Genomic DNA, 21434 nt, shown 5'->3' on the forward strand with positions numbered 1-21434 from the left:
GCACAATTTACGCACATATAAAACGAAAGTTTACATAAATGTTAATAAGTCGTGTTTTTTGTCTTTTGTTACTGTGATTTCAAGAGCTTTCAGCTTGTCACGCCAAGTTAAGCTATTAAGCTAGAACGCCCAACTAGCGGTATTCGCAACAACTTAGAGAGATGTTTAAAGTAACACTATTCATGGGAATATTGCTTTATCAAAGAGACATTTCAAGGATGCCAATCCCCCACACTCTTCATCCCTAAAACACAGTGATTTCGGATTATTTTTTCTAATCCAAATTATAGATTTTTATCTTAATCAACTTCACATTTTTTGATTGCTAAGTCGGTAATCAAGCTCTAATATCTCGCGCCTAGATTCCCTGAACACTTTATTCTTTTGGCTCTCCTTAATGGAGTGCTAAGGCTTTTTACGTCTTTAATTTTTGGAGAGGTACGCAAATGTCTGCCTCGTTTCCATTAGCGAAACTTACCTTTTTAATCGCTATTCTGACAGCCGTAGGTCAAATGACTCAAACGATGTACGTGCCTTCTATCGGTCATATGGCGGGTGAGTTCTTGGTTTCTGCGTCTTCACTTCAAGCTGTGATGGCGTGCTACTTGATCCCTTATGGTCTGTCGCAATTTGTCTACGGCCCGCTTTCTGATCGCCTAGGTCGTAAACCTATCATCGTAGTAGGTTTGATCATCTACATCATAGGTACTTTGGTAGCCTTATTCGCTCATGAGTATCAATGGTTCCTAGCGGGTAGCTTTATCCAAGGCTTAGGCATTGGTTGTGGCGGTGCGATGTCTCGAACATTGACTCGTGACTGTTTTGAAGGCGCAGAACTGCATCGTGCAAATAGCTTAATCAGCATGTGTGTGATTTTCTCACCATTGATGGCTCCTGTTTTGGGCGGTTACTTAACAGAAGCTTTCGGTTGGCGTTCTAGCTACTTGTTCCTCGCGCTGTTTGGTATCGCGGTTGTGATCACCATGATGACGAGCATGATGGAAACTCTGCCAAAAGAACGACGCAAAAATGAGTCTGTTGTAAACAGCTACAAATTCGTTCTGTCTGACAAACGCTTCCAAGGTTTCCTACTAGTTCTAGTAGCAACATTCGCGGGGGTCGCAGTATTTGAAGCCGCGGCTGGTGTATTACTTGGTGGCGTACTGGGTTTACCTGCAACCACAGTCAGCTTGTTGTTTGTTTTGCCTATTCCGGGTTACTTAGTGGGTGCTGGTCTATCGAGTTACATCGCACAACGTCGCTCTGAGCGTCGCGCACTGAATATTGGCCTAGTGTCGATCTTAGTCGGTTCAGCCGTGGTGCTGATACCGGGTCTGTTTGGTCAAACAACAGCATTAACTTTGATTGGCGGTGCAACCATTTACTTCTTGGGCGCTGGTATCTTATTCCCAGCAGCAACAACGGGAGCACTTTCGCCATTCCCATACCACGCAGGTACAGGAGGCGCGATCTTAGGGGGTATGCAGAACCTAGGTGCTGGTATCGCAACATTATTGGCATCGTTCTTCCCAGCTCAAGATCAACTGCCGCTCGGTTGCCTGATGATTGCTATGTCATTTATCGTGATGCTTGGTTTACGTTGGGTCAATCGCAAGCCTGACCACTCAAACGAAATGCCATTGGCTATCTAAAGTAAAGCTCGAATCCAGCCCAAACGAAGAAAAGGAACATACTGATAAGTGTGTCCCTTTTTTGTTGCCCGTTTTCCCTCACCTCACGCCTGCCTAAATTTCATTTAACATTACTTTGATTTTTTGAAAACAATAACAGACACTTACGTTGAAAGTGCATATCCAGAATCCAATTATAAATAACATCACTGGAAGAAAACTAACCATTGACTAAAGGATGCTGGCATTAAAACGAGTAAGGTGCACACTAAGGATCTACAGATGCGTTTCGCTTTAACCACATTAGCCGTATCGGCCGCGTTTGTCGCCGGATGCAGCAATCAAGGAATAACAACCATGAAACACTACTCTCCATCGCAACTCGTCGCTCAGCAGACACAAGCTCCTGTTGCTAAGAAAGTCCCTCATGCAATGACGATTCATGGTGATACTCGAATCGATAATTACTACTGGATGCGTGATGATGAACGCCAAGATCCAGAGATCTTGCAACATCTTGAACAAGAGAACCAGTACGCAGAGACCGTGCTGAAGCATACAGAATCAACACAAAAACAGTTATTTGAAGAGATAAAAGGTCGAATCGCGAAAGACGACTATTCGGTACCGGTGCGCAAAGGCAGCTACTACTACTCGAATAAAGTTACAGGTGACAACGAATATCCAGTTCACTTGCGTGAAAAAGACTTTTTAGGCACAGACAAGCAAGTCATCTTAGACGTTAACGAACTAGCAAAAGAACATGAATTCTTCAGTATTGGTGGCTTAACGATCAGCCCAGACGAAAACTTGTTGGCCTATGGCGAAGATACGCTGAGCCGCCGCATTTACACCATCAAGATCAAAGACCTCACCACTGGTGAATACCTAAAAGATGAAATTGAAGGTGCTTCGAGTGCTATCGCGTGGCAAAACGATAGCCAAGCCTTCTACTACATCAAGAAAGATCCACAAACGCTGCTGGGTTACCAAGTCTACCGCCATATATTAGGCACACCTCAAACTAGCGATGAGTTAATCTACGAAGAAACCGACAGCGCTTACTACACCTCATTGAGCAAAAGCAAAGATGGTGAAGAGGTCTACATTTGGCACTCGAGCACAGAAACCAGTGGTGTTTCAGTCATTGATGCCAACAATCCACAGGCTAAAGCCGAAGCTTTCTACCCAAAAGAGACAGGCATAGAGTACAGTATTGCTAAACTGGGTGATTGGTATTACATCTACACCAACTACCAAGCAGTCAACTTCCGTTTGATGAAAGTCTCAGCTGAAGACATGCATGACCGCTCAAAATGGGTCGATGTCATTGCAGCAGACGATAACACTCAGCTTGTTGATTTCGAGTTGTTTGATGACCATCTTGTTTACGAGCAACGTGCGGGTGGTTTATCGACAGTCAAGGTTCGCCAGCTCTCAACAGGTAAAGAGTTCCCACTTGAATTTAACGACACCGCTTTCGCTGCTTACCTAACAAGTAACTATGAATTAGATAACTCAAAAGTTCGAATCTATTACAGCAGCTTGACTACGCCAGGAACTTACTATGATTTTGACCTAAGTACAGGAGAGTCTGAAATCAAGAAGCAAACACCAGTATTAGGTGATTTCGAAGCGGATAATTACCAATCAGAGCGAATCATGGTTACGGCTCGCGATGGCAAGCAAGTCCCTGTCTCTTTGGTTTATCGCAAAGATTTATTCAAGAAAGACGGCACTAACCCAATCTACCAGTACGGCTACGGATCTTACGGTTCTACCATTGAACCGACCTTTAGCTCGACTCGTATCAGCCTGCTTGATCGAGGTTTCGTTTACGCTATTGCACATATTCGTGGTTCAGAGATGCTGGGGCGACCTTGGTATGAAGACGGTAAAAAGCTAACCAAGCAAAACACGTTCAACGACTTTATCGATGTAACTAAAGGGCTAGTTGAAGAAGGCTACGGCGCTAAAGATAAAGTATTTGCGGTGGGCGGTTCAGCTGGCGGTCTATTAATGGGAGCAATCATCAACCAAGCGCCTGAACTATATAGAGGCATCGGAGCACATGTTCCTTTTGTTGACGTAGTAACAACCATGCTTGATGAGTCGATTCCTCTTACGACTAACGAGTACGATGAATGGGGCAACCCTAACAATAAAACCTACTATGACTACATGCTGAGTTACTCACCGTACGACAACATTAAGGTACAAAACTACCCAAACATGTTGGTGACAACAGGCCTACATGATTCACAAGTGCAATACTTTGAACCCATGAAGTGGGTGGCGAAGCTGCGTGAAATGAAAACAGACAACAATGTATTGGTGTTCAAAACCGATATGGAAGCCGGTCACGGTGGCGCTTCTGGTCGATTTAAGCGATTGAAAGAAGATGCTCTTGAATACGCCTTCTTTTTAGACTTACTAAAAACTCAGTAGACTCAGCGTAACTGTAGGTATTCGCACAATTTAACGTCGCCATTTAGTCTCGACAAAATGGCGACAGAAATTATTAAGCATGGTTAAATACGATGAACCATGAAATTCACCAAATCAAAAAACCTTTGAAAACTCGCAGTGCAAAGGTTTACGAGAGGTATAAAAACAAATGAAAGTAATTAGCTTCAACATCAACGGCCTAAGAGCCCGCCTTCATCAACTGCAAGCTGTTATCGACAAACACCAACCGGACGTAATTGGTCTGCAAGAGATAAAAGTACACGATGAAGCCTTCCCTATTGCTGATGTTGAAGCAATGGGCTACAAGGTTTACTTTCACGGCCAAAAAGCACACTACGGTGTGGCTATGCTGTGTAAGCAAGAGCCAATCTCGGTTCAGAAAGGTTTCCCAACCGACAATGAAGACCATCAAAAGCGTATGATCATGGCGACGTTTGAAGATGAAAACGGTGAAAAGGTTACAGTACTAAATGGTTACTTCCCTCAAGGGGATAACATCAAGCATGAAACCAAATACCCGTACAAGCGTGAGTTCTACAAAGACTTGATGACTTACCTAAACGATTACCACAATAAAGATGAACAAGTGATCGTAATGGGCGACATTAATATCAGCCCAATTGATGCTGACATCGGTATTGGTGAACCTAATGCGAAACGCTGGTTGAAAACCGGTAAGTGTTCTTTCCAACCAGAAGAACGTGAATGGCTAAAAACTCTGATGGATTGGGGTTTTGTGGACAGTTTCCGTTTGCTACACCCTGAAGTAAACGATCAATACTCGTGGTTTGATTACCGCTCAAAAGGTTTCGTGGATAACCGCGGCCTGCGTATTGATGTAGTCCTAGCGACTCAAAAGCTTGCTGATAAATGTACTGAAGCAGGCATCGACTACGAGCTACGCGGTATCGAAAAACCGTCTGATCACGCACCAATTTGGTCGACGTTCAAATAGCTTAAGAACAGACGAGTTCATCCATAAAAAACGGCGCTCAATGAGCGCCGTTTTGTTAACTATATGGATACCGTGCGATTAGCTAAGTGGTCTTAAGTAAGCAAGGAAACGTTTCTCTGCGAATTTGAAAATCGCGATGATGATGAACGTTAGCGCCATGTAGAACAGACCTGCCGTTAGGAAAGACTCAAATGGAGCGTAGTAACGAGAGTTAACCAAACGTGCGGCACCAGTTAGGTCCATAATGGTTACGATACCCGCTACCGCAGAACCGTGAAGCATGAAGATAACTTCGTTACTGTAGGCTGGCAACGCGCGACGTAGAGCACTTGGTAAAATGATACGACGGTAAGTCTTCGGTGTACTCATACCGTAAGCTTTCGCTGCTTCCACTTCACCTTTCGGTAAGCCATTAATCGCACCACGAATGATCTCAGCGGTATAAGCTGACGTGTTCAGAATGAATGCCACCAAAGCACAGAACCATGCGTTTTCCCATAATGTGTCTTTCACTGGGAAAAATTGGTCCATACCGTAGTAAATCAGGTACAGCTGAACCAGTAATGGCGTACCACGGAAGAAATAGATGAATGACCAAGCCGGAGCATTAATCAGCATATTTGGACTGTTACGAGCGATAGCTAATGGTATGGCTACGAATAAGCCAATGATCAAAGCAACGCAAACCATCCAAGCCGTCGTCCATAAACCACCAAGGTAAATCGGCAGGCTTTCAATTATCAATGAAAAGTCCATAACTACCTCGCGTGGATACTGAATTTACGCTCAACCAGCTTAAGTAAGCCCGTCGAAACACTGGTGAAGAATAAGAAGATAATCGCCACAGTCATGTAGAAGGTAAATGGCATTTTGGTTGAACCTGCCGCCAGTGCGCTAACACGTACCATGTCTTCTAGGCCAATAATCGAAACCAGCGCGGTGGTTTTAAGTAGTACCAGCCAGTTGTTACCAAAACCCGGTAAGGCGTGACGAATCATCTGTGGTAACAGTATGCGGTGAAACGCCTTTACAGGGCTCATACCATAAGCTTTTGCCGCTTCCATCTCACCGCTATCAACCGCCATGATGGCACCGCGGAATGTTTCCGCCATGTAAGCACCAAAGATGAAGCCTATGGTTAAGACACCAGCAACAAACGGGCTGACATCAATGTAATCAGGTAGGTAAGAGGTCCATTCGTGGTTAGGATCACTGGATGCGAACCACTCGTTGAGCCACTCATTGATGGAATACAAACTGTTGTTTAAAAGGATTTGTCCACCAAAGAAAATCAGCATCATCAGTACGAGATCTGGAATGCCTCGAATGACGGTTGTGTAGAGGGTTGCAATAGCACGAGCCCAGCGATAAGGCGCGAGTTTTGCTAAGGCACCTAGCATACCAAGAACCATAGCTAAAATTAGCGACAGCAAGGCAACTTCGATTGTGAGCACCGCCCCTTTCAGGATCGACGCTTCATATCCTTGTAAATCAAACATAATGGATTCCAACAGAACTGCGAAAAAGTTGGTAAGACAGGGAGAGGAGAACCTCTCCCTTAAGAATTGACGCTAAAGATTACTGACCGTATACGTCGTAGTTGAAGTATTTAGCCGCGATATCTTGGTAGATGCCTTTTTCACGTAGTGAAAGGATTGCCGCATCTAACTGCTTAGTCAGATCTTTGTCTTGCTTACGTAGAGCAATCCCCATACCTTCACCGAACCACTTAGGGTCGGTTAGTGCTGGGCCTACGAACTCATACGCTTCACCACCTGCTTTGTTTAGCACGCCTTCTTCTAGAGCAGATGCATCACCCAGTACAGCAGCAACACGACCGTTTGCTAAATCAAGGTAAGCTTCGTCGAATGAACCGTAACGAACGATCTCTACTGTGTCGCCGTAGTTATCTGTTAGGTATTTGTCGTGAGTTGTTGCACGCTGAACGGCAATTTTTTGACCACTTAGATCATCAAAGTTAAGGCCTGCACCTTTTTTAGCGATGAACTTGTTTGGGATTTGAGCATATTTACCAGTGAAATCGATTTTTTTCTTACGTTCTTCCGTGATAGACATTGCCGCGATGATCGCATCATATTTACGAGCAAGTAGAGAAGGAATGATACCATCCCAGTCTTGTGCAACGATCTTACACTGCACCTGCATTTCAGTACAAAGCGCGTTAGCCATATCGACATCGAAGCCTTTCAGTGAACCGTCAGCTTCTGTCCAGCTAAATGGAGGGTAAGCACCTTCAATACCAAAGCGTACTGTTTTCCATTCTTTTGCTTGAGCTACGCCCGTTGCAGCAGTTGCAGCAAGTGCCGCGACTAATAACCACTTTTTCATATCCCTACTCCTGTGATTTAGGTTTTTATGTTTTGCTAGTTTTAATATTGTGTTTGTTGTTGCTTATTAACTTACTTGTTGTGTTTTATTGTTCACACCGTCGCTGTTTACCTTGGCAACGGCGTTTCAATTCTGATTAGTAGATCGATGAGATAAATTGTTGTAAACGCTCAGATTCAGGTTCCGTAAACAGTTTAGCCGGATCGCCCTGTTCTTCCACTAAACCTTGATGCAGGAACATCACATGGTTTGATACGTCACGAGCAAAAGCCATTTCATGTGTTACCACAAGCATGGTTCTTCCTTCTTCTGCTAGATCGCGCATTACACCAAGTACTTCCCCTACTAACTCAGGGTCAAGTGCCGATGTTGGTTCATCAAACAACATCACTTCAGGATCAACCGCTAGCGCTCGAGCAATTGCCGCACGTTGTTGTTGTCCGCCAGACAAATGGCCTGGGTAGTAATCTTTGCGCTCATACAAGCCTACTTTTTTAAGTAGTAGTTCTGCATTTTCAATCGCTTGAGCTTTAGGCACACCTAATACGTGAACGGGGGCTTCGATAACATTTTCGAGAACTGTCAGGTGAGACCAAAGATTGAAGCCTTGAAAAACCATCGCTAAGCGAGAACGGATTCGCTGTACTTGTTTTTCATTAGCAGGAACAGATACACCTTGGCGGTTGTTTTTCATTTGAATTAATTCGCCATTAACCCAAATTTCGCCTGCGGTTGGTGTTTCTAAAAGGTTGATACATCTAAGGAAAGTACTTTTACCCGACCCTGAAGATCCGATAATTGATACAACATCGCCTTTGTGCGCAGAAAGTGAAATTCCCTTTAAAACTTCATTTTGACCAAACGTTTTGTGTAGATCCTTTATGTCCAGCGCTGGTACATCTTTCATGCGCTTTCTCTCCCAAGTTTGTGAAAATGCAAGGTACTCCGACCTTTTCATGCGATACAAACTAGCACCACACGAAACAACATGCAACAAATTATTAACCTAATAAATTGGAATAAATAGCGATTCACTCTGACTTATTATGCAAAAGGTAGCGTTTTCACCTCAATTTAATGAATGAGTTCTATCAATAAGCTGTAATTACACCCCTTACATTGTTTAAATAAAGTTAACCAAAATGAGATTCCCGTAGCTTGATGTCTCACAAGAAAAACAAGTTTTGTGAACTTAGATAAGCCGAGACCTGCAAAATATAATCTGCACGCTCAACACTAAATACACACCATAAGGCACAATTATTTTAAGGTTATTACATTGTAAGCATTTCACTGGGAACAGTTGGGAAGCAAGTAATAGTGAAATAACTCAGTAAGAATTGAGTATTGAACTCGAGCCACGACGACAAAGGCTCGAAGAAGATAGGTAAACGTCAATTTGTGAAAACTAATTACACGATTCATCAATGGTACGTTAATGAATCGCTTCGTTTTGTAGCTTTCTTTCACATACACTCATAAAGTGATCAAGATCAATCACCCTAAAGGGTAAGCTTGCTAGACTCCTCAGCAAAGAATAAGGCATTAAAAATGCCAAACATTTCTTTTAACTCAGCTGCATAAAGCACATCAAAACCGTGCAACATAATGTTAATGAGTTATAACTAAGAAATAACGCAATTACGCGAAATTATAGAATTCAATTTTAGAATTACTAACATAAAAATATGAGGAATCTATGTCAGACGTTGTGAATAATGCGAACTCTGAAGTAGAAGAGAAAAGCTATAAAGAGCTACACCGTCCTGCTTCTGAATTTGAGAGCCGCTCAGATTATCTAGATCATGAGCTTCAAATTATGAAGCCTCGCCGCTTCGGTCTAAACCTTCCGGGTCGTGACTTCCGCTTTGAACTTGAAGATCTTGTTCCTGCACTTGCTGGTACCATTGGTATCATCGCGATGTACTCTGCAGTAATGATGTCTTGGGCTGACGGCCTAACTCAAGCTTGGGATCACGTAAACCTAGGTAAAGAGTTTGCGATTGAAGTCGCTCGTGTAGAAATGCTTATCCCTGCACTGCTGTTCTGTATCCTAGCTTCTGGTTTCTTTAACCCTAAAGCAAACCTTGCCGGTAACCACGGCCCAATGATTCCTCTTATCGGTACCATCGCTCTAGCTGGTGCTCACCCTCTTGCATTGGCAATCCTTATCGGTGTCTTCGGTCTAATCCTAAGTTTCCTAAAAGGCGGCTCCAAGCTGGTTAACCTGACTTCAGAAGGTACTGCTGGTGGCTTGCTCATTTTCTTAGGCCTAACCGGTACTATGAGCCAAATCAACTCAATTCAATCATGGGCGGTTGGTCTTCAATCTTCTACTGTTGAAGCGGGCAGCATGGGTTACGTTGGTTTAATCGTTCTTGCTATTACTATTGCTATCTACGCTTTCCTAGCAAAAGTGAACAAGCGTTGGTTAGCTATCCCAGTGTGTGCATTCACAGGCCTTGCTATTGCATTAGTATTAGGCGCAGGCTTCGACATCGTATTCGAAACTGAAATGGGCATTCCAAACCTAAACCCAGTTTACTGGTGGGGTTCTACTTCTGAAGGTTGGATGCTTGGCTTGCCAAACGTTGAACACTTCATTGCATCTCTACCATTTGCAATCCTTGCTGTAGCAATGTGGTCACCAGACTTCCTAGGTCACCGTATCTTCCAAGAACTTAACTACCCTAAAAAGTCTGAAAAAGTGCTTATGGATGTAGATGACACAATGACTATGTGTTCAGTTCGTCAAATGGTTGGTACTGCAGTTGGTGGTGGTAACATCACTTCTTCTTGGGGTACTTACATGATCCCAGCGGCTATCGCGAAACGTCCAATTCCTGGCGGCGCAATCTTGCTTGGTTCTCTATGTATTATTGTTGCGATTCTTGGTTTCCCAATGGACGTAGCAGTATGGCCACCAGTGATGCGTGTTGCGCTACTTGTAGGTGTATCTCTACCTCTACTTGAAGCAGGTATGCAAATGGTTAAGGATTCTAAAGATTCTCAAGCAGCTGGTATCTGTATCTTCGGTTCAGCGGTTGTTAACCCAGTTCTAGCATGGGCATTAACTATGCTTCTAGATAACAACGGTCTAATTGGTGACAAAGAGCGTGCTAAGCGTCTATCATTTGTAGATAAGATTGTTATCCCAGTTGGTGTTTTAGTTATCTGTCTAGTAGCAATGCTTGCAGTTGGTATGCTAGAAAGCCAATATGGTCTAAAAGCTTGGCTATAATAGTCCTTACTACACAAAAGTAGTATTCGGATTAAAAAAAAGTTTGGGTGGCAACCCCTGTCACTCAAATTTTTTCAACTTTTTTTGGCATTTATTGATTTAGTTTAAGGTTTGCAGGAATTTTTTAGCGTAGTCTTGAATTCATAGAGTAAAGAGAACATATAAAAAGTAGTGACAATATATATAACCATATGACGCTTATATGCTCATATATATTGTTATTAATAAGAGTGTACTACCCTTACGAGGGGCGCTGGCTCAACAGTGTTAATGTACGTATTTTTTCTACTAAAAAGGTAGGTATGTCATGGCAGAGCAATTTGCTAAAGCTTGGGAAGATTTTGCTGCAGGTGAGTGGCAAAGCGAAGTAAACGTTCGTGATTTCATTCAAAAGAACTACACGCCGTATGAAGGCGACGAGTCTTTCCTAGTTTCTGAGGGTACTGAAGCAACTAACAAGCTTTGGTCTTCGGTAATGGAAGGTATCAAACAGGAAAACGCAACTAAAGCACCTGTAGATTTCGATACTTCTGTTATCTCTACCATTACTGCTCACGATGCAGGTTATATTGAGAAAGATCTTGAGACTATCGTTGGTCTACAAACTGAGAAGCCACTAAAACGTGCAATCATCCCTAACGGTGGTGTACGTATGGTTGAAGGTTCTTGTAAAGCATACGGCGAAACTCTTGACCCAATGGTTTCAAAAATCTACTCAGAATACCGTAAAACACACAATGCTGGCGTTTTCGATATCTACACTCCTGATATCCTAAAATGTCGTAAGTCTGGTGTTCTGACTGGTCTTCCTGATGCTTACGGCCGTGGTCGTATCATCGGTGACTACCGTCGTGTTGCACTTTACGGTATTGATTTCCTAATGAAAGACAAGCAAGCTCAATTTGCTTCTCTTCAAGAGCAATTCGAAAACGGTGAAAACCTAGCAGAAACAATGCAACTGCGTGAAGAGATCTCTGAGCAACATCGTGCTCTAGGTCAAATCAAGCAAATGGCTGAGAAATACGGTTTCGATATCTCTGAGCCTGCTCAAACTGCTCAAGAAGCTATCCAGTGGACTTACTTCGGCTACCTAGCTGCTGTTAAATCTCAAAACGGTGCTGCAATGTCTCTAGGTCGTACTTCGACTTTCCTAGACATCTACATCGAGCGTGATATCGCTGCTGGCAAGATCACTGAAGAACAAGCACAAGAAATGATCGACCACTTCGTAATGAAGCTGCGTATGGTTCGTTTCCTACGTACTCCTGAGTACGATGAGCTGTTCTCTGGTGACCCAATCTGGGCAACAGAATCTATGGGTGGTATGGGTATCGACGGTCGTACGCTAGTAACGCGTTCGAACTTCCGTTTCCTAAACTCTCTATACACTATGGGTCCTTCTCCAGAGCCAAACATCACTGTTCTTTGGTCTGAGCAACTACCTGACGGCTTCAAACGTTTCTGTGCGAAGGTATCTATCGATACTTCTTCTATCCAGTACGAAAATGATGACCTAATGCGTCCTGACCTTGAGTCTGATGATTACGCTATCGCTTGTTGTGTATCTCCAATGATCGTTGGTAAGCAAATGCAGTTCTTCGGTGCTCGTGCTAACCTTGCGAAAACAATGCTTTACGCAATCAACGGCGGTGTGGACGAGAAGCTTAAGATGCAAGTTGGTCCTGTTTCAGACAAGATCACTGACGAAGTTCTTAACTACGATGACGTAATGGGTCGCCTAGACACATTCATGGACTGGTTAGCTAAGCAATACGTGACTGCACTAAACAGCATTCACTACATGCACGACAAGTACAGCTACGAAGCGTCTCTAATGGCTCTTCATGACCGTGACGTTCGTCGTACTATGGCTTGTGGTATCGCTGGTCTTTCTGTTGCTGCTGACTCACTGTCTGCAATTAAGTTTGCTAAAGTGAAGCCAATCCGTGACGAAGACGGTATCGCAACTGACTTCGAAATCGAAGGCGATTACCCTAAATACGGTAACAACGACTCTCGTGTAGATGATATTGCTTGTGAACTAGTTTCTACGTTCATGAACAAGATCCGTAAGCTTAAGACTTACCGTAACTCTATCCCTACACAGTCAGTTCTTACTATCACGTCTAACGTTGTATACGGTAAGAAAACTGGTAACACTCCAGACGGTCGTCGTGCTGGCGCTCCTTTCGCTCCTGGTGCAAACCCAATGCACGGTCGCGATGAGAAAGGTGCTGTAGCTTCACTAACGTCTGTAGGTAAACTACCGTTTGCTGACGCACAAGATGGTATCTCTTACACGTTCTCTATCGTGCCAAACGCACTAGGTAAAGAACTTGATAGCCAACGTGCTAACCTTGCAGGCCTAATGGATGGTTACTTCCACCACGAAGCTGGCATTGAAGGTGGTCAACACCTTAACGTTAACGTTCTTAACCGCGACACTCTAGAAGACGCAGTTAAGCACCCTGAGAAATACCCTCAGCTAACAATCCGTGTATCTGGTTACGCTGTTCGCTTTAACTCTCTAACTGCAGAGCAACAAGCTGACGTAATCGCACGTACATTTACTGAGTCTCTATAAGCTCACCGCTTAATAGACAGTAAATAATATTAGCCTCGCCAATGTGCGGGGCTTTTTTATATCTATTGTAAATCGCACAAACTTAACCTATCCCTCGAAATGTTAGATTGAGCAAAAAAGCACCCTGCCATTCACTTTTTTTCCACAAATTCTGTCAAATTACGGTAATATCGCGGTTCATAATTTAAGAGTAACTGCTCCATGAAATACCTGCGTTGTTTACCCCTGATTCTTCTCTCTTTCTCATCTTTAGCATCTGAGCGTTCTACGCTGACTTTTGCTTTAGATAATGATGGTATTTTTGGTGTCGACCAAGACTATACCAACGGTCTATTTCTGGGTTACACATCATCAAGTATTACGCCATACAACTGGGTAAAACCACTGAGCCTTTCTTACTGGGGCGCAAGTTCTCTAGATAAGTGGGAAATCACCATTGGCCACAAAATGTATACGCCTTCAGATATTGAGTTGGAAACACCCTCTGCCAATGATCGTCCGTATGCAGGTTACCTACACACAGAATTCAACTACATCAGCTTGAACCCACAACAAGCTCAGCGTTTTAACATCACGTTTGGTACAACAGGCGAACGTGCACTGTCTGAAGATGCTCAAAAATTGGTTCACTCAATCACAAAATCAGATGAGCCTATGGGCTGGGGATATCAAGTTGATGATGAGTGGGCGGGAAGCGTTGGCTACCTAAGCCATTTCAACTTAATGCGTAATCAAGCACTAGCAAATACAGACTTCGAGATCTCTAACGTTTCAGAAATCAACGTCGGTAACTTTCGAAGTGACATTTCAACGGGCTTCATGTTCCGTTGGGGTACAGACCTAGGTGGTAACTTTGGTGCGGCGAACATCAGCACAGAGAACCCATTCAAAGCCGGTATGATCGGCGCATCAAACACAGGTTGGTTTACCTATGCAGGCCTTGAAGGTCGTTACCGATTTAACGACTTAACAATCGAAGGCGATCGCTCTGGGATCGAAGATAATTGGCCGAACCCAGAACAATATGATGTGACATTAGAGAACGTTCAAGCAACCGCTGTGCTAGGTGTGGCTTGGTATAACCAATACGTTGGTGCATCCTTCGCACTTACGGCAAAAACGCCTGATTACAAAGAAGCAAAAGAGTCGGTGTACACCACTGGCGGCATCACAATGTTTGCGTTCTTCTAGCCACCAGCAAGGGCTTTCGTCCTTCACGGTTCAAGTTTAATAAGGGCAATCATCTTCACAGGTGATTGCCCTTACTTTTAAAGACCTCGTTACCATTTGACCCTATTTTATGTACCGTTTTTGTAATAAAATAAAGAGTATAAATTCCTCTACGAGAATAGCTCATGTCTACAACTGGTCGCATTCACTCATTCGAATCTTGTGGTACTGTCGATGGCCCTGGTATCCGCTTTATTGTGTTTCTTCAAGGCTGCTTAATGCGCTGTATGTACTGCCACAATCGCGATACATGGGATCTTCATGACGGAAAGGAAGTAACGGTTGAAGAGATCATCAACGAAGCAAAATCATACCGTCATTTCATGAAAGCTTCTGGCGGTGGTATCACTTGTTCAGGTGGCGAAGCGATGCTACAACCTGAGTTTGTTCGTGACTTTTTCCGCGCAGCTCAAGCTGAAGGCATTCACACTTGTCTTGATACTAATGGCTACATTCGTAAGCACACAGAAGTGGTTGATGAAGTACTAGAAGCCTCTGATCTAGTGATGCTTGATCTTAAGCATATGCGAGACGAGATTCACCACGATTTCATTGGTGTATCAAACCGACGTACTCTGGATTTTGCACGCTACCTGCACAAAATCGGCAAGAAAACTTGGATTCGCTATGTGATTGTTCCTGGCTACACAGATACAGCTGAAGATGCACATCTTCTTGGTGAATTCATTAAAGACATGGACAACATCGAGAAAGTAGAACTGCTTCCGTACCACAAGCTTGGTGCTCACAAATGGGAAGCGCTGGGTCATGACTACCCACTTGATGGTGTTAACCCGCCAAGTAAAGAAAAAATGGATGAGATCGTCGCTGTTCTTAGTCAGTACCATTCAAACGTAAAATACTAACACCTACGGTTTTCAAAGCCTGTTTCAAACGCCTCAATTTCGATTGGGGCGTTTTCTTTTTCGAGCCAAACAATCCTTTCACTTTTCTTTACAACTTTTGTTTATCAATTCAAAAAATCATATTAAATCCGTGTTGAGATCATGTTTCCACTCGTAGGAATGCTGTTACTCTTACTGCAACAAAAGAATACAACATTTAGTTTTTTAGTGAGGCTCCTCCCATGGAAATGACCAATGCTCAGCGTCTAATTCTATCAAATCAATACTACCTAATGTCTCAAATGGATCCTGAGAACTCAGCTAAATACCAACGTCTACAAACGATTGTAGAACGTGGTTACGAACTCCAAATGCGTGAGCTTAACAAAGAATTTGGTTGTTTGACTGAAGCAGAATGTCGTGAAATTATCGACATCATGGAGATGTACCATGCAATGCAAGAGTCAAACAAAATGCTAGCAGAACAAGAACGCGCTGAAGTTGATCAACGCCGCCTACAGTTCTTAGGTTTTGATATCGCTTCTGAAGCGCAGATCGTACACTACGTGCGTTTCCTTGTTGACTCTGAAGGTCTTTACCCTCAATTCGACAAAGCTGATCACCACTTCAATAGCCAAATGCCAATGCTAGACAAATACCGTCGCATGCTAACAACATGGCGCAACTGCCCTCGTCAGTACCACCTATGTGCGACAGAGCTATCTCAAATCTTCAGTGCTTAATGCATCAAAAGATAAGCCTCAGCTGGCTTAAAAAATTTCAAAAAAGGGTTACTCATCACGAGTAACCCTTTTTATTTGATTCTCTCACACTAGAAAGCGTAATTTACACCAACGTTTGTAGTTATTTTATAGTATTTCATACTAAAAATTCAATAAGGCTTCTTCACGCATTCAATACGCATAAATCCACTGCAAGAATTGGAAAGCCTCCTAAAATCACAAAACAAACCGTCCATACCCCATGAATGTAAAATAATTCGATTCCTCTGGCTCAAGTTGCCCATTGCTTTCGTTAGCCATTCAACACGCAAAATTGTAAATAAATACATAATTGTTAAGCAAAATTGTGGAAGCAGGTCTAATCTTAAAATGTAGGGAGAGCCTATTTTTCAATCGCTCGTCAGTTTTGACTGGTTAACAAGGGGAATGTGACTATGAGTATATTTGACCACTATCAATCACGTTATGAAGCAGCCAAGGAAGAAGAGCTGACACTGCAAGAGTTCTTGGCGCTGTGTAAAGACGACAAAAGTGCTTACGCCAACGCCGCGGAGCGCTTACTTCTGGCTATTGGCGAACCTGAGGTTATTGACACCGCGCAAGACCCTCAACTAAGTCGCATTTTCTCCAACCGAGTTATATCTCGTTACCGTGAATTCGAAGATTTTTACGGCATGGAAGACGCGATTGAACAGATTGTTTCTTATCTAAAACATGCTGCGCAAGGCCTAGAAGAACGTAAACAGATTCTTTACTTGCTGGGTCCTGTGGGCGGCGGTAAATCATCGCTTGCTGAAAAGCTAAAAGCCCTGATGCAAAAGCTACCCATTTATGTATTGTCTGCTGACGGAGAACGAAGCCCAGTAAACGATCACCCATTCTGTCTGTTCGATGTCAACGAAGACGGCGACTTACTGAAGAACGAATATGGCATTGAGAAACGCTACCTTCGCTCGATTATGTCTCCGTGGGCAGCGAAACGCCTCCATGATTTCGGCGGCGATATTTCTAAGTTCAAAGTCATCAAACTGCGCCCTTCTATTCTCGATCAAGTCGCGATTGCGAAAACAGAGCCAGGTGATGAAAACAACCAAGATATCTCATCTCTGGTAGGTAAAGTTGATATTCGTAAGCTTGAGCATTTCTCTCAAGATGATCCTGATGCCTACAGCTACTCTGGTGCGCTATGTAAAGCAAACCAAGGTCTGATGGAATTCGTGGAGATGTTCAAGGCACCAATTAAGGTATTGCACCCTCTACTAACAGCGACGCAAGAAGGTAACTTCAACGGTACCGAAGGACTTTCTGCACTGCCATTCGACGGCATGATTCTGGCTCACTCGAACGAATCCGAGTGGCAGACCTTCCGCAACAACAAGAACAATGAAGCCTTCCTCGACCGTGTGTACATTGTAAAAGTCCCTTACTGTCTGCGTGTGTCTGAAGAAGTTAAGATCTACAAGAAACTGCTTGAGCACAGTGAGCTATCCCAAGCGCCTTGCTCACCAAGCACACTCGATCTGCTATCGCAATTCAGCATCCTGTCGAGACTGAAAGAGCCTGAAAACTCTTCTCTATTCTCTAAGATGCGTGTTTACGATGGTGAAACCCTAAAAGACACCGATCCAAAAGCGAAGAGCTACCAAGAGTACCGAGACTATGCGGGCGTTGACGAAGGCATGTCAGGTCTATCAACACGTTTCGCCTTTAAGATCCTGTCTCGTGTATTTAACTTCGACCAAGCCGAAGTGGCTGCGAACCCAGTGCATCTGTTCTACGTGATTGAGCAGCAAATCGAACGTGAGCAATTCCCTCAAGAGACCGCTGAGAAGTACCTAGAGTTCTTGAAAGGATACCTAGTGCCACGCTACGTAGAGTTCATCGGTAAAGAAATTCAAACCGCATACCTAGAGTCTTACTCTGAGTACGGTCAGAATATCTTCGACCGCTATGTCACCTACGCTGACTTCTGGATTCAAGACCAAGAGTACCGCGATCCAGAAACAGGCCAGCTATTTGACCGTGCTTCTCTAAATGGTGAACTAGAGAAAATCGAGAAAACAGCCGGTATCAGTAACCCTAAAGACTTCCGAAATGAGATTGTGAACTTTGTGCTTCGTGCCAAAGCCAACAATAACGGTCAAAACCCAGTTTGGACGAGCTACGAGAAACTGCGCACTGTGATTGAGAAGAAAATGTTCTCTAACACAGAAGAGCTGCTTCCTGTTATTTCGTTCAATGCTAAGACCTCAACGGATGATCAGAAAAAACACGACGACTTCGTTGCTCGTATGATGGAAAAAGGCTACACCGAGAAACAAGTTAGACTGCTATCTGAGTGGTATCTAAGAGTTCGTAAATCCTCATAAACCAAACTGTATTGAGCTGCTCACGTGAGCAGCTCGTACAAAGCAATAACTCTTATATCCGAATAACTCTTATACCCTAATAAAAAGTAGGATCGTGACATCAGCTGAGAGGGAGTTCTTATGGCACAATTTATCGATCGGAGGCTCAATGGCAAGAATAAGAGTGCTGTAAATAGACAGCGATTCTTACGACGCCATAAAGAGCAAATCAAAGAATCTGTGGCCGATGCAGTCAACCGACGCTCAATCACCAATACAGAAACTGGTGAGGACGTCACTATTCCTCATAAAGACATCAAAGAGCCAAGCTTTCACCAAGGTCAAGGTGGCGTAAGAGAACGTGTTCACCCTGGTAATGATCAGTTCATCACTGGTGATAAAATTGAGCGCCCTAAAGGTGGCGGCCAAGGTGGTGGTTCAGGCCAAGGTGATGCAAGTCCTGATGGCGAAGGCCAAGATGAATTTACCTTCCAAATTTCAAAAGACGAGTATCTTGATATTCTCTTTGAAGATTTAGCTCTGCCTAATCTAGAGAAGAATCAGGTCAACAAAATCACCGAATGGAAAACCCACCGCTCTGGTTATCAAAGTGCGGGGATTCCATCCAACATCGCTATTGTTCGTTCACTGCAGCAATCGCTAGCTCGTAGAACCGCGATGACAGCAGGTAAAAAGCGCGAGCTTAACTTACTGATGGAGCAACTTGACCAAGTTAAAATGACGGAACCGGCACAACCCTTCGAAGAAAGTCGCTTGAAAGAAGAGATTGCCGAGCTACGTAAAAAAATTGAAAACGTGCCATTCATTGATACCTTCGACTTACGTTTTAAAAACTATGAGAAGCGCCCTATTCCATCTAGCCAAGCGGTAATGTTCTGTTTGATGGATGTGTCCGGCTCAATGGATCAAGCCACCAAAGACATCGCAAAACGTTTCTACGTACTGCTTTATTTGTTCCTCAATCGTACCTACGAAAACGTCGATGTGGTGTTTATTCGTCACCATACTCAAGCAAAAGAAGTCGACGAGCATGAGTTCTTCTACTCACAAGAAACGGGCGGCACCATCGTTTCTAGTGCACTGAAATTAATGAAAGAAATTGTCGCAGACCGTTACCCAGCTAACGAGTGGAATATCTATGCGGCACAAGCGTCTGATGGTGATAACTGGGCTGATGACTCACCTCGTTGTAAAGAGCTGTTGGTCAATACGCTTCTACCAACTTGCCAATATTACTCTTATATCGAAATCACACGCCGCTCTCACCAAACGCTTTGGCACGAGTATGAGAAGTTAGAAGCGAGCTTCGACAACTTCGCGATGAAAAACATCAAAACGGTGGATGATATCTTTCCTGTGTTTAGAGAACTGTTCCAGAAAGAGACAGCGTAAGGGGGCTTGCCATGACAGCGAAATCAAACGTTGCAGAGAAAGACAAAGCTGCACAAAAGAAAAACGACAAGATGCTGCCTGATGGTCCAGATTGGACGTTCAACCTCTTAGAGCAATATCACGTGGAAATTAAGCGTGTGGCGCAGCATTACCGTTTAGACACTTACCCAAACCAGATCGAAGTGATTACCTCAGAGCAGATGATGGATGCATACTCCAGTATTGGTATGCCGATCAATTACAATCACTGGTCATTTGGTAAGAAGTTCATTCAAACCGAGCAAAACTACAAGCATGGGCAAATGGGCTTGGCGTACGAAATCGTGATCAATTCTGATCCTTGTATCGCATATCTGATGGAAGAGAACACAGTAACAATGCAGGCGCTGGTAATGGCTCACGCTTGTTACGGCCACAACTCTTTCTTTAAAGGTAACTACCTGTTCCAAACCTGGACAGACGCTAGTTCCATCATCGATTACTTGCTGTTCGCTAAGAAGTACATCAGTGGCTGTGAAGAGAAATATGGCGTCGCTGAGGTCGAGCAGCTGCTTGATTCTTGCCATGCACTGATGAATTACGGCGTAGACAGGTACAAACGCCCTGAAAAGATTTCCATTGCAGAAGAAACAGCAAGACAAGAAGAGCGTGAAGCTTATCTGCAATCTCAAGTAAATGAGCTTTGGAGAACGGTGCCTCAAAACAAGAGTAAGGAAGAAGAGACCAAAATCCGCTTCCCTAGCGAGCCTCAAGAAAACATTCTCTACTTTATTGAGAAGAACGCCCCATTACTTGAACCTTGGCAACGTGAGTGTGTTCGTATTGTTCGTAAAGTGAGCCAGTACTTCTATCCTCAGAAACAAACGCAAGTGATGAATGAAGGTTGGGCAACCTTCTGGCACTACACCATTCTGAATCACCTTTACGACGAAGGTTTGGTGAGTGACAAGTTCATCTTAGAGTTCCTGCACAGCCATACCAGTGTGGTAGCGCAACCTGCTTACAACAGCCCTTACTTCAGCGGGATAAACCCTTACGCACTTGGGTTTGCGATGTTTAGAGACATTCGACGCATCTGTGAAGAGCCAACCGATGAAGACAAAGAGTGGTTCCCTGAGCTAGCCGGAAGTGATTGGTTAGAAGCGGTGCACTTCGCAATGCACAACTTTAAAGATGAAAGCTTTATCAGCCAATACCTTTCTCCAAAGATCATTCGTGACTTTAAGCTGTTTTCTGTGCTTGATGATGACCGAAAAAACACCATTGAAGTGAGTGCGATTCACGATGATCCGGGCTATCGCCTGATTCGAGAGAAGCTTGCAGCGCAATACAACCTCAGTAATCTTGAGCCGAATATTCAGGTGTTTAACGTTGATGTTCGTGGTGACCGCTCAATGACGCTGCAGTACGTTCCTCATGACCGTATCCCGCTTGATAAAGGCTACGACGAAGTAATGAAGCATCTCTATCGCTTGTGGGGCTTTGACGTAATTCTTGAGGAGCTCAAAGACACAGGTCATCGAGAAATCCTGACCACTTGTCCGAAACGCAATGACTATGGAGCCAAGATTTAATACCTATCACTGTAAGTAAGTGGTTGGTATAAAACTCCGCTCCCCCTACAAC

Annotated in this window: 15 protein-coding genes; 11 read left to right on the forward strand and 4 right to left on the reverse strand. The window is 43.7% G+C overall.

Translation table 11 applies throughout. The features are described from left to right. Nucleotides 1-446: 446 nt before the first annotated feature. The 3 genes from emrD to xthA all read left to right on the forward strand — a co-directional run bounded on the left by emrD (nucleotide 447) and on the right by xthA (nucleotide 5055). Entirely contained in the window at nucleotides 447-1652 is a 1206-nt protein-coding gene (gene emrD / locus L1D22_RS13825; RefSeq protein WP_239830226.1) for a multidrug efflux MFS transporter EmrD, read from the forward strand. Between the two features lie 336 nt (nucleotides 1653-1988). Beyond that, complete coding sequence (locus L1D22_RS13830; protein WP_239830287.1) at nucleotides 1989-4079, forward strand: S9 family peptidase; 2091 nt, start codon at nucleotides 1989-1991, stop codon at nucleotides 4077-4079. 169 nt (nucleotides 4080-4248) lie between these two features. Next, nucleotides 4249-5055, forward strand: coding sequence for an exodeoxyribonuclease III (xthA, locus tag L1D22_RS13835; RefSeq protein ID WP_057621890.1), 807 nt, complete (start codon nucleotides 4249-4251; stop codon nucleotides 5053-5055). A gap of 78 nt (nucleotides 5056-5133) precedes the next feature. On the opposite strand, the gene L1D22_RS13840 is transcribed toward xthA, so the two are convergent. The 4 genes from L1D22_RS13840 to L1D22_RS13855 all read right to left on the reverse strand — a co-directional run bounded on the left by L1D22_RS13840 (nucleotide 5134) and on the right by L1D22_RS13855 (nucleotide 8311). Further along, entirely contained in the window at nucleotides 5134-5811 is a 678-nt protein-coding gene (locus tag L1D22_RS13840) for an ABC transporter permease (protein ID WP_017062123.1), read from the reverse strand. 2 nt (nucleotides 5812-5813) lie between these two features. Continuing rightward, complete coding sequence (locus L1D22_RS13845; protein ID WP_017063493.1) at nucleotides 5814-6554, reverse strand: ABC transporter permease; 741 nt, start codon at nucleotides 6552-6554, stop codon at nucleotides 5814-5816. Between the two features lie 79 nt (nucleotides 6555-6633). Then, nucleotides 6634-7404 (reverse strand): ABC transporter substrate-binding protein, encoded by a 771-nt coding sequence (locus L1D22_RS13850; RefSeq protein ID WP_239830227.1) that lies wholly within the window; start codon nucleotides 7402-7404, stop codon nucleotides 6634-6636. A 136-nt stretch (nucleotides 7405-7540) separates the two neighbouring features. Continuing rightward, nucleotides 7541-8311 carry an ABC transporter ATP-binding protein gene (locus tag L1D22_RS13855; RefSeq protein ID WP_004736532.1) on the reverse strand — a complete coding sequence of 257 codons (771 nt, stop codon included), beginning with the start codon at nucleotides 8309-8311 and terminating at the stop codon, nucleotides 7541-7543. Between the two features lie 792 nt (nucleotides 8312-9103). On the opposite strand from L1D22_RS13855, the gene L1D22_RS13860 reads away from it, so the two are divergent. The 8 genes from L1D22_RS13860 (at nucleotide 9104) to L1D22_RS13895 (ending at nucleotide 21382) form a co-directional block, all read left to right on the forward strand. Beyond that, nucleotides 9104-10645, forward strand: coding sequence for a DUF3360 family protein (locus L1D22_RS13860; RefSeq protein WP_239830228.1), 1542 nt, complete (start codon nucleotides 9104-9106; stop codon nucleotides 10643-10645). Between the two features lie 307 nt (nucleotides 10646-10952). After that, the gene (gene pflB / locus L1D22_RS13865) at nucleotides 10953-13229 is read left to right on the forward strand and encodes a formate C-acetyltransferase (RefSeq protein WP_239830229.1); all 2277 of its coding nucleotides are present in this window, start codon (nucleotides 10953-10955) and stop codon (nucleotides 13227-13229) included. 201 nt (nucleotides 13230-13430) lie between these two features. Further along, complete coding sequence (locus L1D22_RS13870) at nucleotides 13431-14420, forward strand: lipid A deacylase LpxR family protein (RefSeq protein ID WP_239830230.1); 990 nt, start codon at nucleotides 13431-13433, stop codon at nucleotides 14418-14420. 164 nt (nucleotides 14421-14584) lie between these two features. Further along, a complete protein-coding gene (gene pflA / locus L1D22_RS13875) occupies nucleotides 14585-15325 on the forward strand; it encodes a pyruvate formate lyase 1-activating protein (RefSeq protein WP_017631242.1) in 741 nt (246 codons plus the stop codon). 221 nt (nucleotides 15326-15546) lie between these two features. Next, nucleotides 15547-16047, forward strand: coding sequence for a YfbU family protein (locus tag L1D22_RS13880; RefSeq protein WP_017631241.1), 501 nt, complete (start codon nucleotides 15547-15549; stop codon nucleotides 16045-16047). A gap of 434 nt (nucleotides 16048-16481) precedes the next feature. Further along, entirely contained in the window at nucleotides 16482-18416 is a 1935-nt protein-coding gene (locus tag L1D22_RS13885) for a PrkA family serine protein kinase (RefSeq protein ID WP_239830231.1), read from the forward strand. Between the two features lie 120 nt (nucleotides 18417-18536). After that, nucleotides 18537-19808 (forward strand): YeaH/YhbH family protein, encoded by a 1272-nt coding sequence (locus L1D22_RS13890; protein WP_048659698.1) that lies wholly within the window; start codon nucleotides 18537-18539, stop codon nucleotides 19806-19808. An 11-nt stretch (nucleotides 19809-19819) separates the two neighbouring features. Beyond that, a complete protein-coding gene (locus L1D22_RS13895; RefSeq protein ID WP_123283423.1) occupies nucleotides 19820-21382 on the forward strand; it encodes a SpoVR family protein in 1563 nt (520 codons plus the stop codon). The last annotated feature ends 52 nt before the right edge of the window (nucleotides 21383-21434 follow it).

The sequence above is a fragment of the Vibrio sp. Isolate34 genome (assembly GCF_022397915.1).
Taxonomy (GTDB): domain Bacteria; phylum Pseudomonadota; class Gammaproteobacteria; order Enterobacterales; family Vibrionaceae; genus Vibrio.

Bases quoted from the DNA above. Each gene is read 5' to 3' on its own strand.
- L1D22_RS13830 (WP_239830287.1), top strand. From the start codon at position 1,989: ATGAAACACTACTCTCCATCGCAACTCGTCGCTCAGCAGACACAAGCT.
- xthA (WP_057621890.1), top strand. From the start codon at position 4,249: ATGAAAGTAATTAGCTTCAACATCAACGGCCTAAGAGCCCGCCTTCAT.
- L1D22_RS13850 (WP_239830227.1), bottom strand. From the start codon at position 7,404: ATGAAAAAGTGGTTATTAGTCGCGGCACTTGCTGCAACTGCTGCAACG.
- L1D22_RS13855 (WP_004736532.1), bottom strand. From the start codon at position 8,311: ATGAAAGATGTACCAGCGCTGGACATAAAGGATCTACACAAAACGTTT.
- L1D22_RS13895 (WP_123283423.1), top strand. From the start codon at position 19,820: ATGACAGCGAAATCAAACGTTGCAGAGAAAGACAAAGCTGCACAAAAG.
- L1D22_RS13860 (WP_239830228.1), top strand. From the start codon at position 9,104: ATGTCAGACGTTGTGAATAATGCGAACTCTGAAGTAGAAGAGAAAAGC.
- pflB (WP_239830229.1), top strand. From the start codon at position 10,953: ATGGCAGAGCAATTTGCTAAAGCTTGGGAAGATTTTGCTGCAGGTGAG.
- L1D22_RS13880 (WP_017631241.1), top strand. From the start codon at position 15,547: ATGGAAATGACCAATGCTCAGCGTCTAATTCTATCAAATCAATACTAC.
- L1D22_RS13870 (WP_239830230.1), top strand. From the start codon at position 13,431: ATGAAATACCTGCGTTGTTTACCCCTGATTCTTCTCTCTTTCTCATCT.
- L1D22_RS13840 (WP_017062123.1), bottom strand. From the start codon at position 5,811: ATGGACTTTTCATTGATAATTGAAAGCCTGCCGATTTACCTTGGTGGT.
- L1D22_RS13890 (WP_048659698.1), top strand. From the start codon at position 18,537: ATGGCACAATTTATCGATCGGAGGCTCAATGGCAAGAATAAGAGTGCT.
- emrD (WP_239830226.1), top strand. From the start codon at position 447: ATGTCTGCCTCGTTTCCATTAGCGAAACTTACCTTTTTAATCGCTATT.
- pflA (WP_017631242.1), top strand. From the start codon at position 14,585: ATGTCTACAACTGGTCGCATTCACTCATTCGAATCTTGTGGTACTGTC.
- L1D22_RS13845 (WP_017063493.1), bottom strand. From the start codon at position 6,554: ATGTTTGATTTACAAGGATATGAAGCGTCGATCCTGAAAGGGGCGGTG.
- L1D22_RS13885 (WP_239830231.1), top strand. From the start codon at position 16,482: ATGAGTATATTTGACCACTATCAATCACGTTATGAAGCAGCCAAGGAA.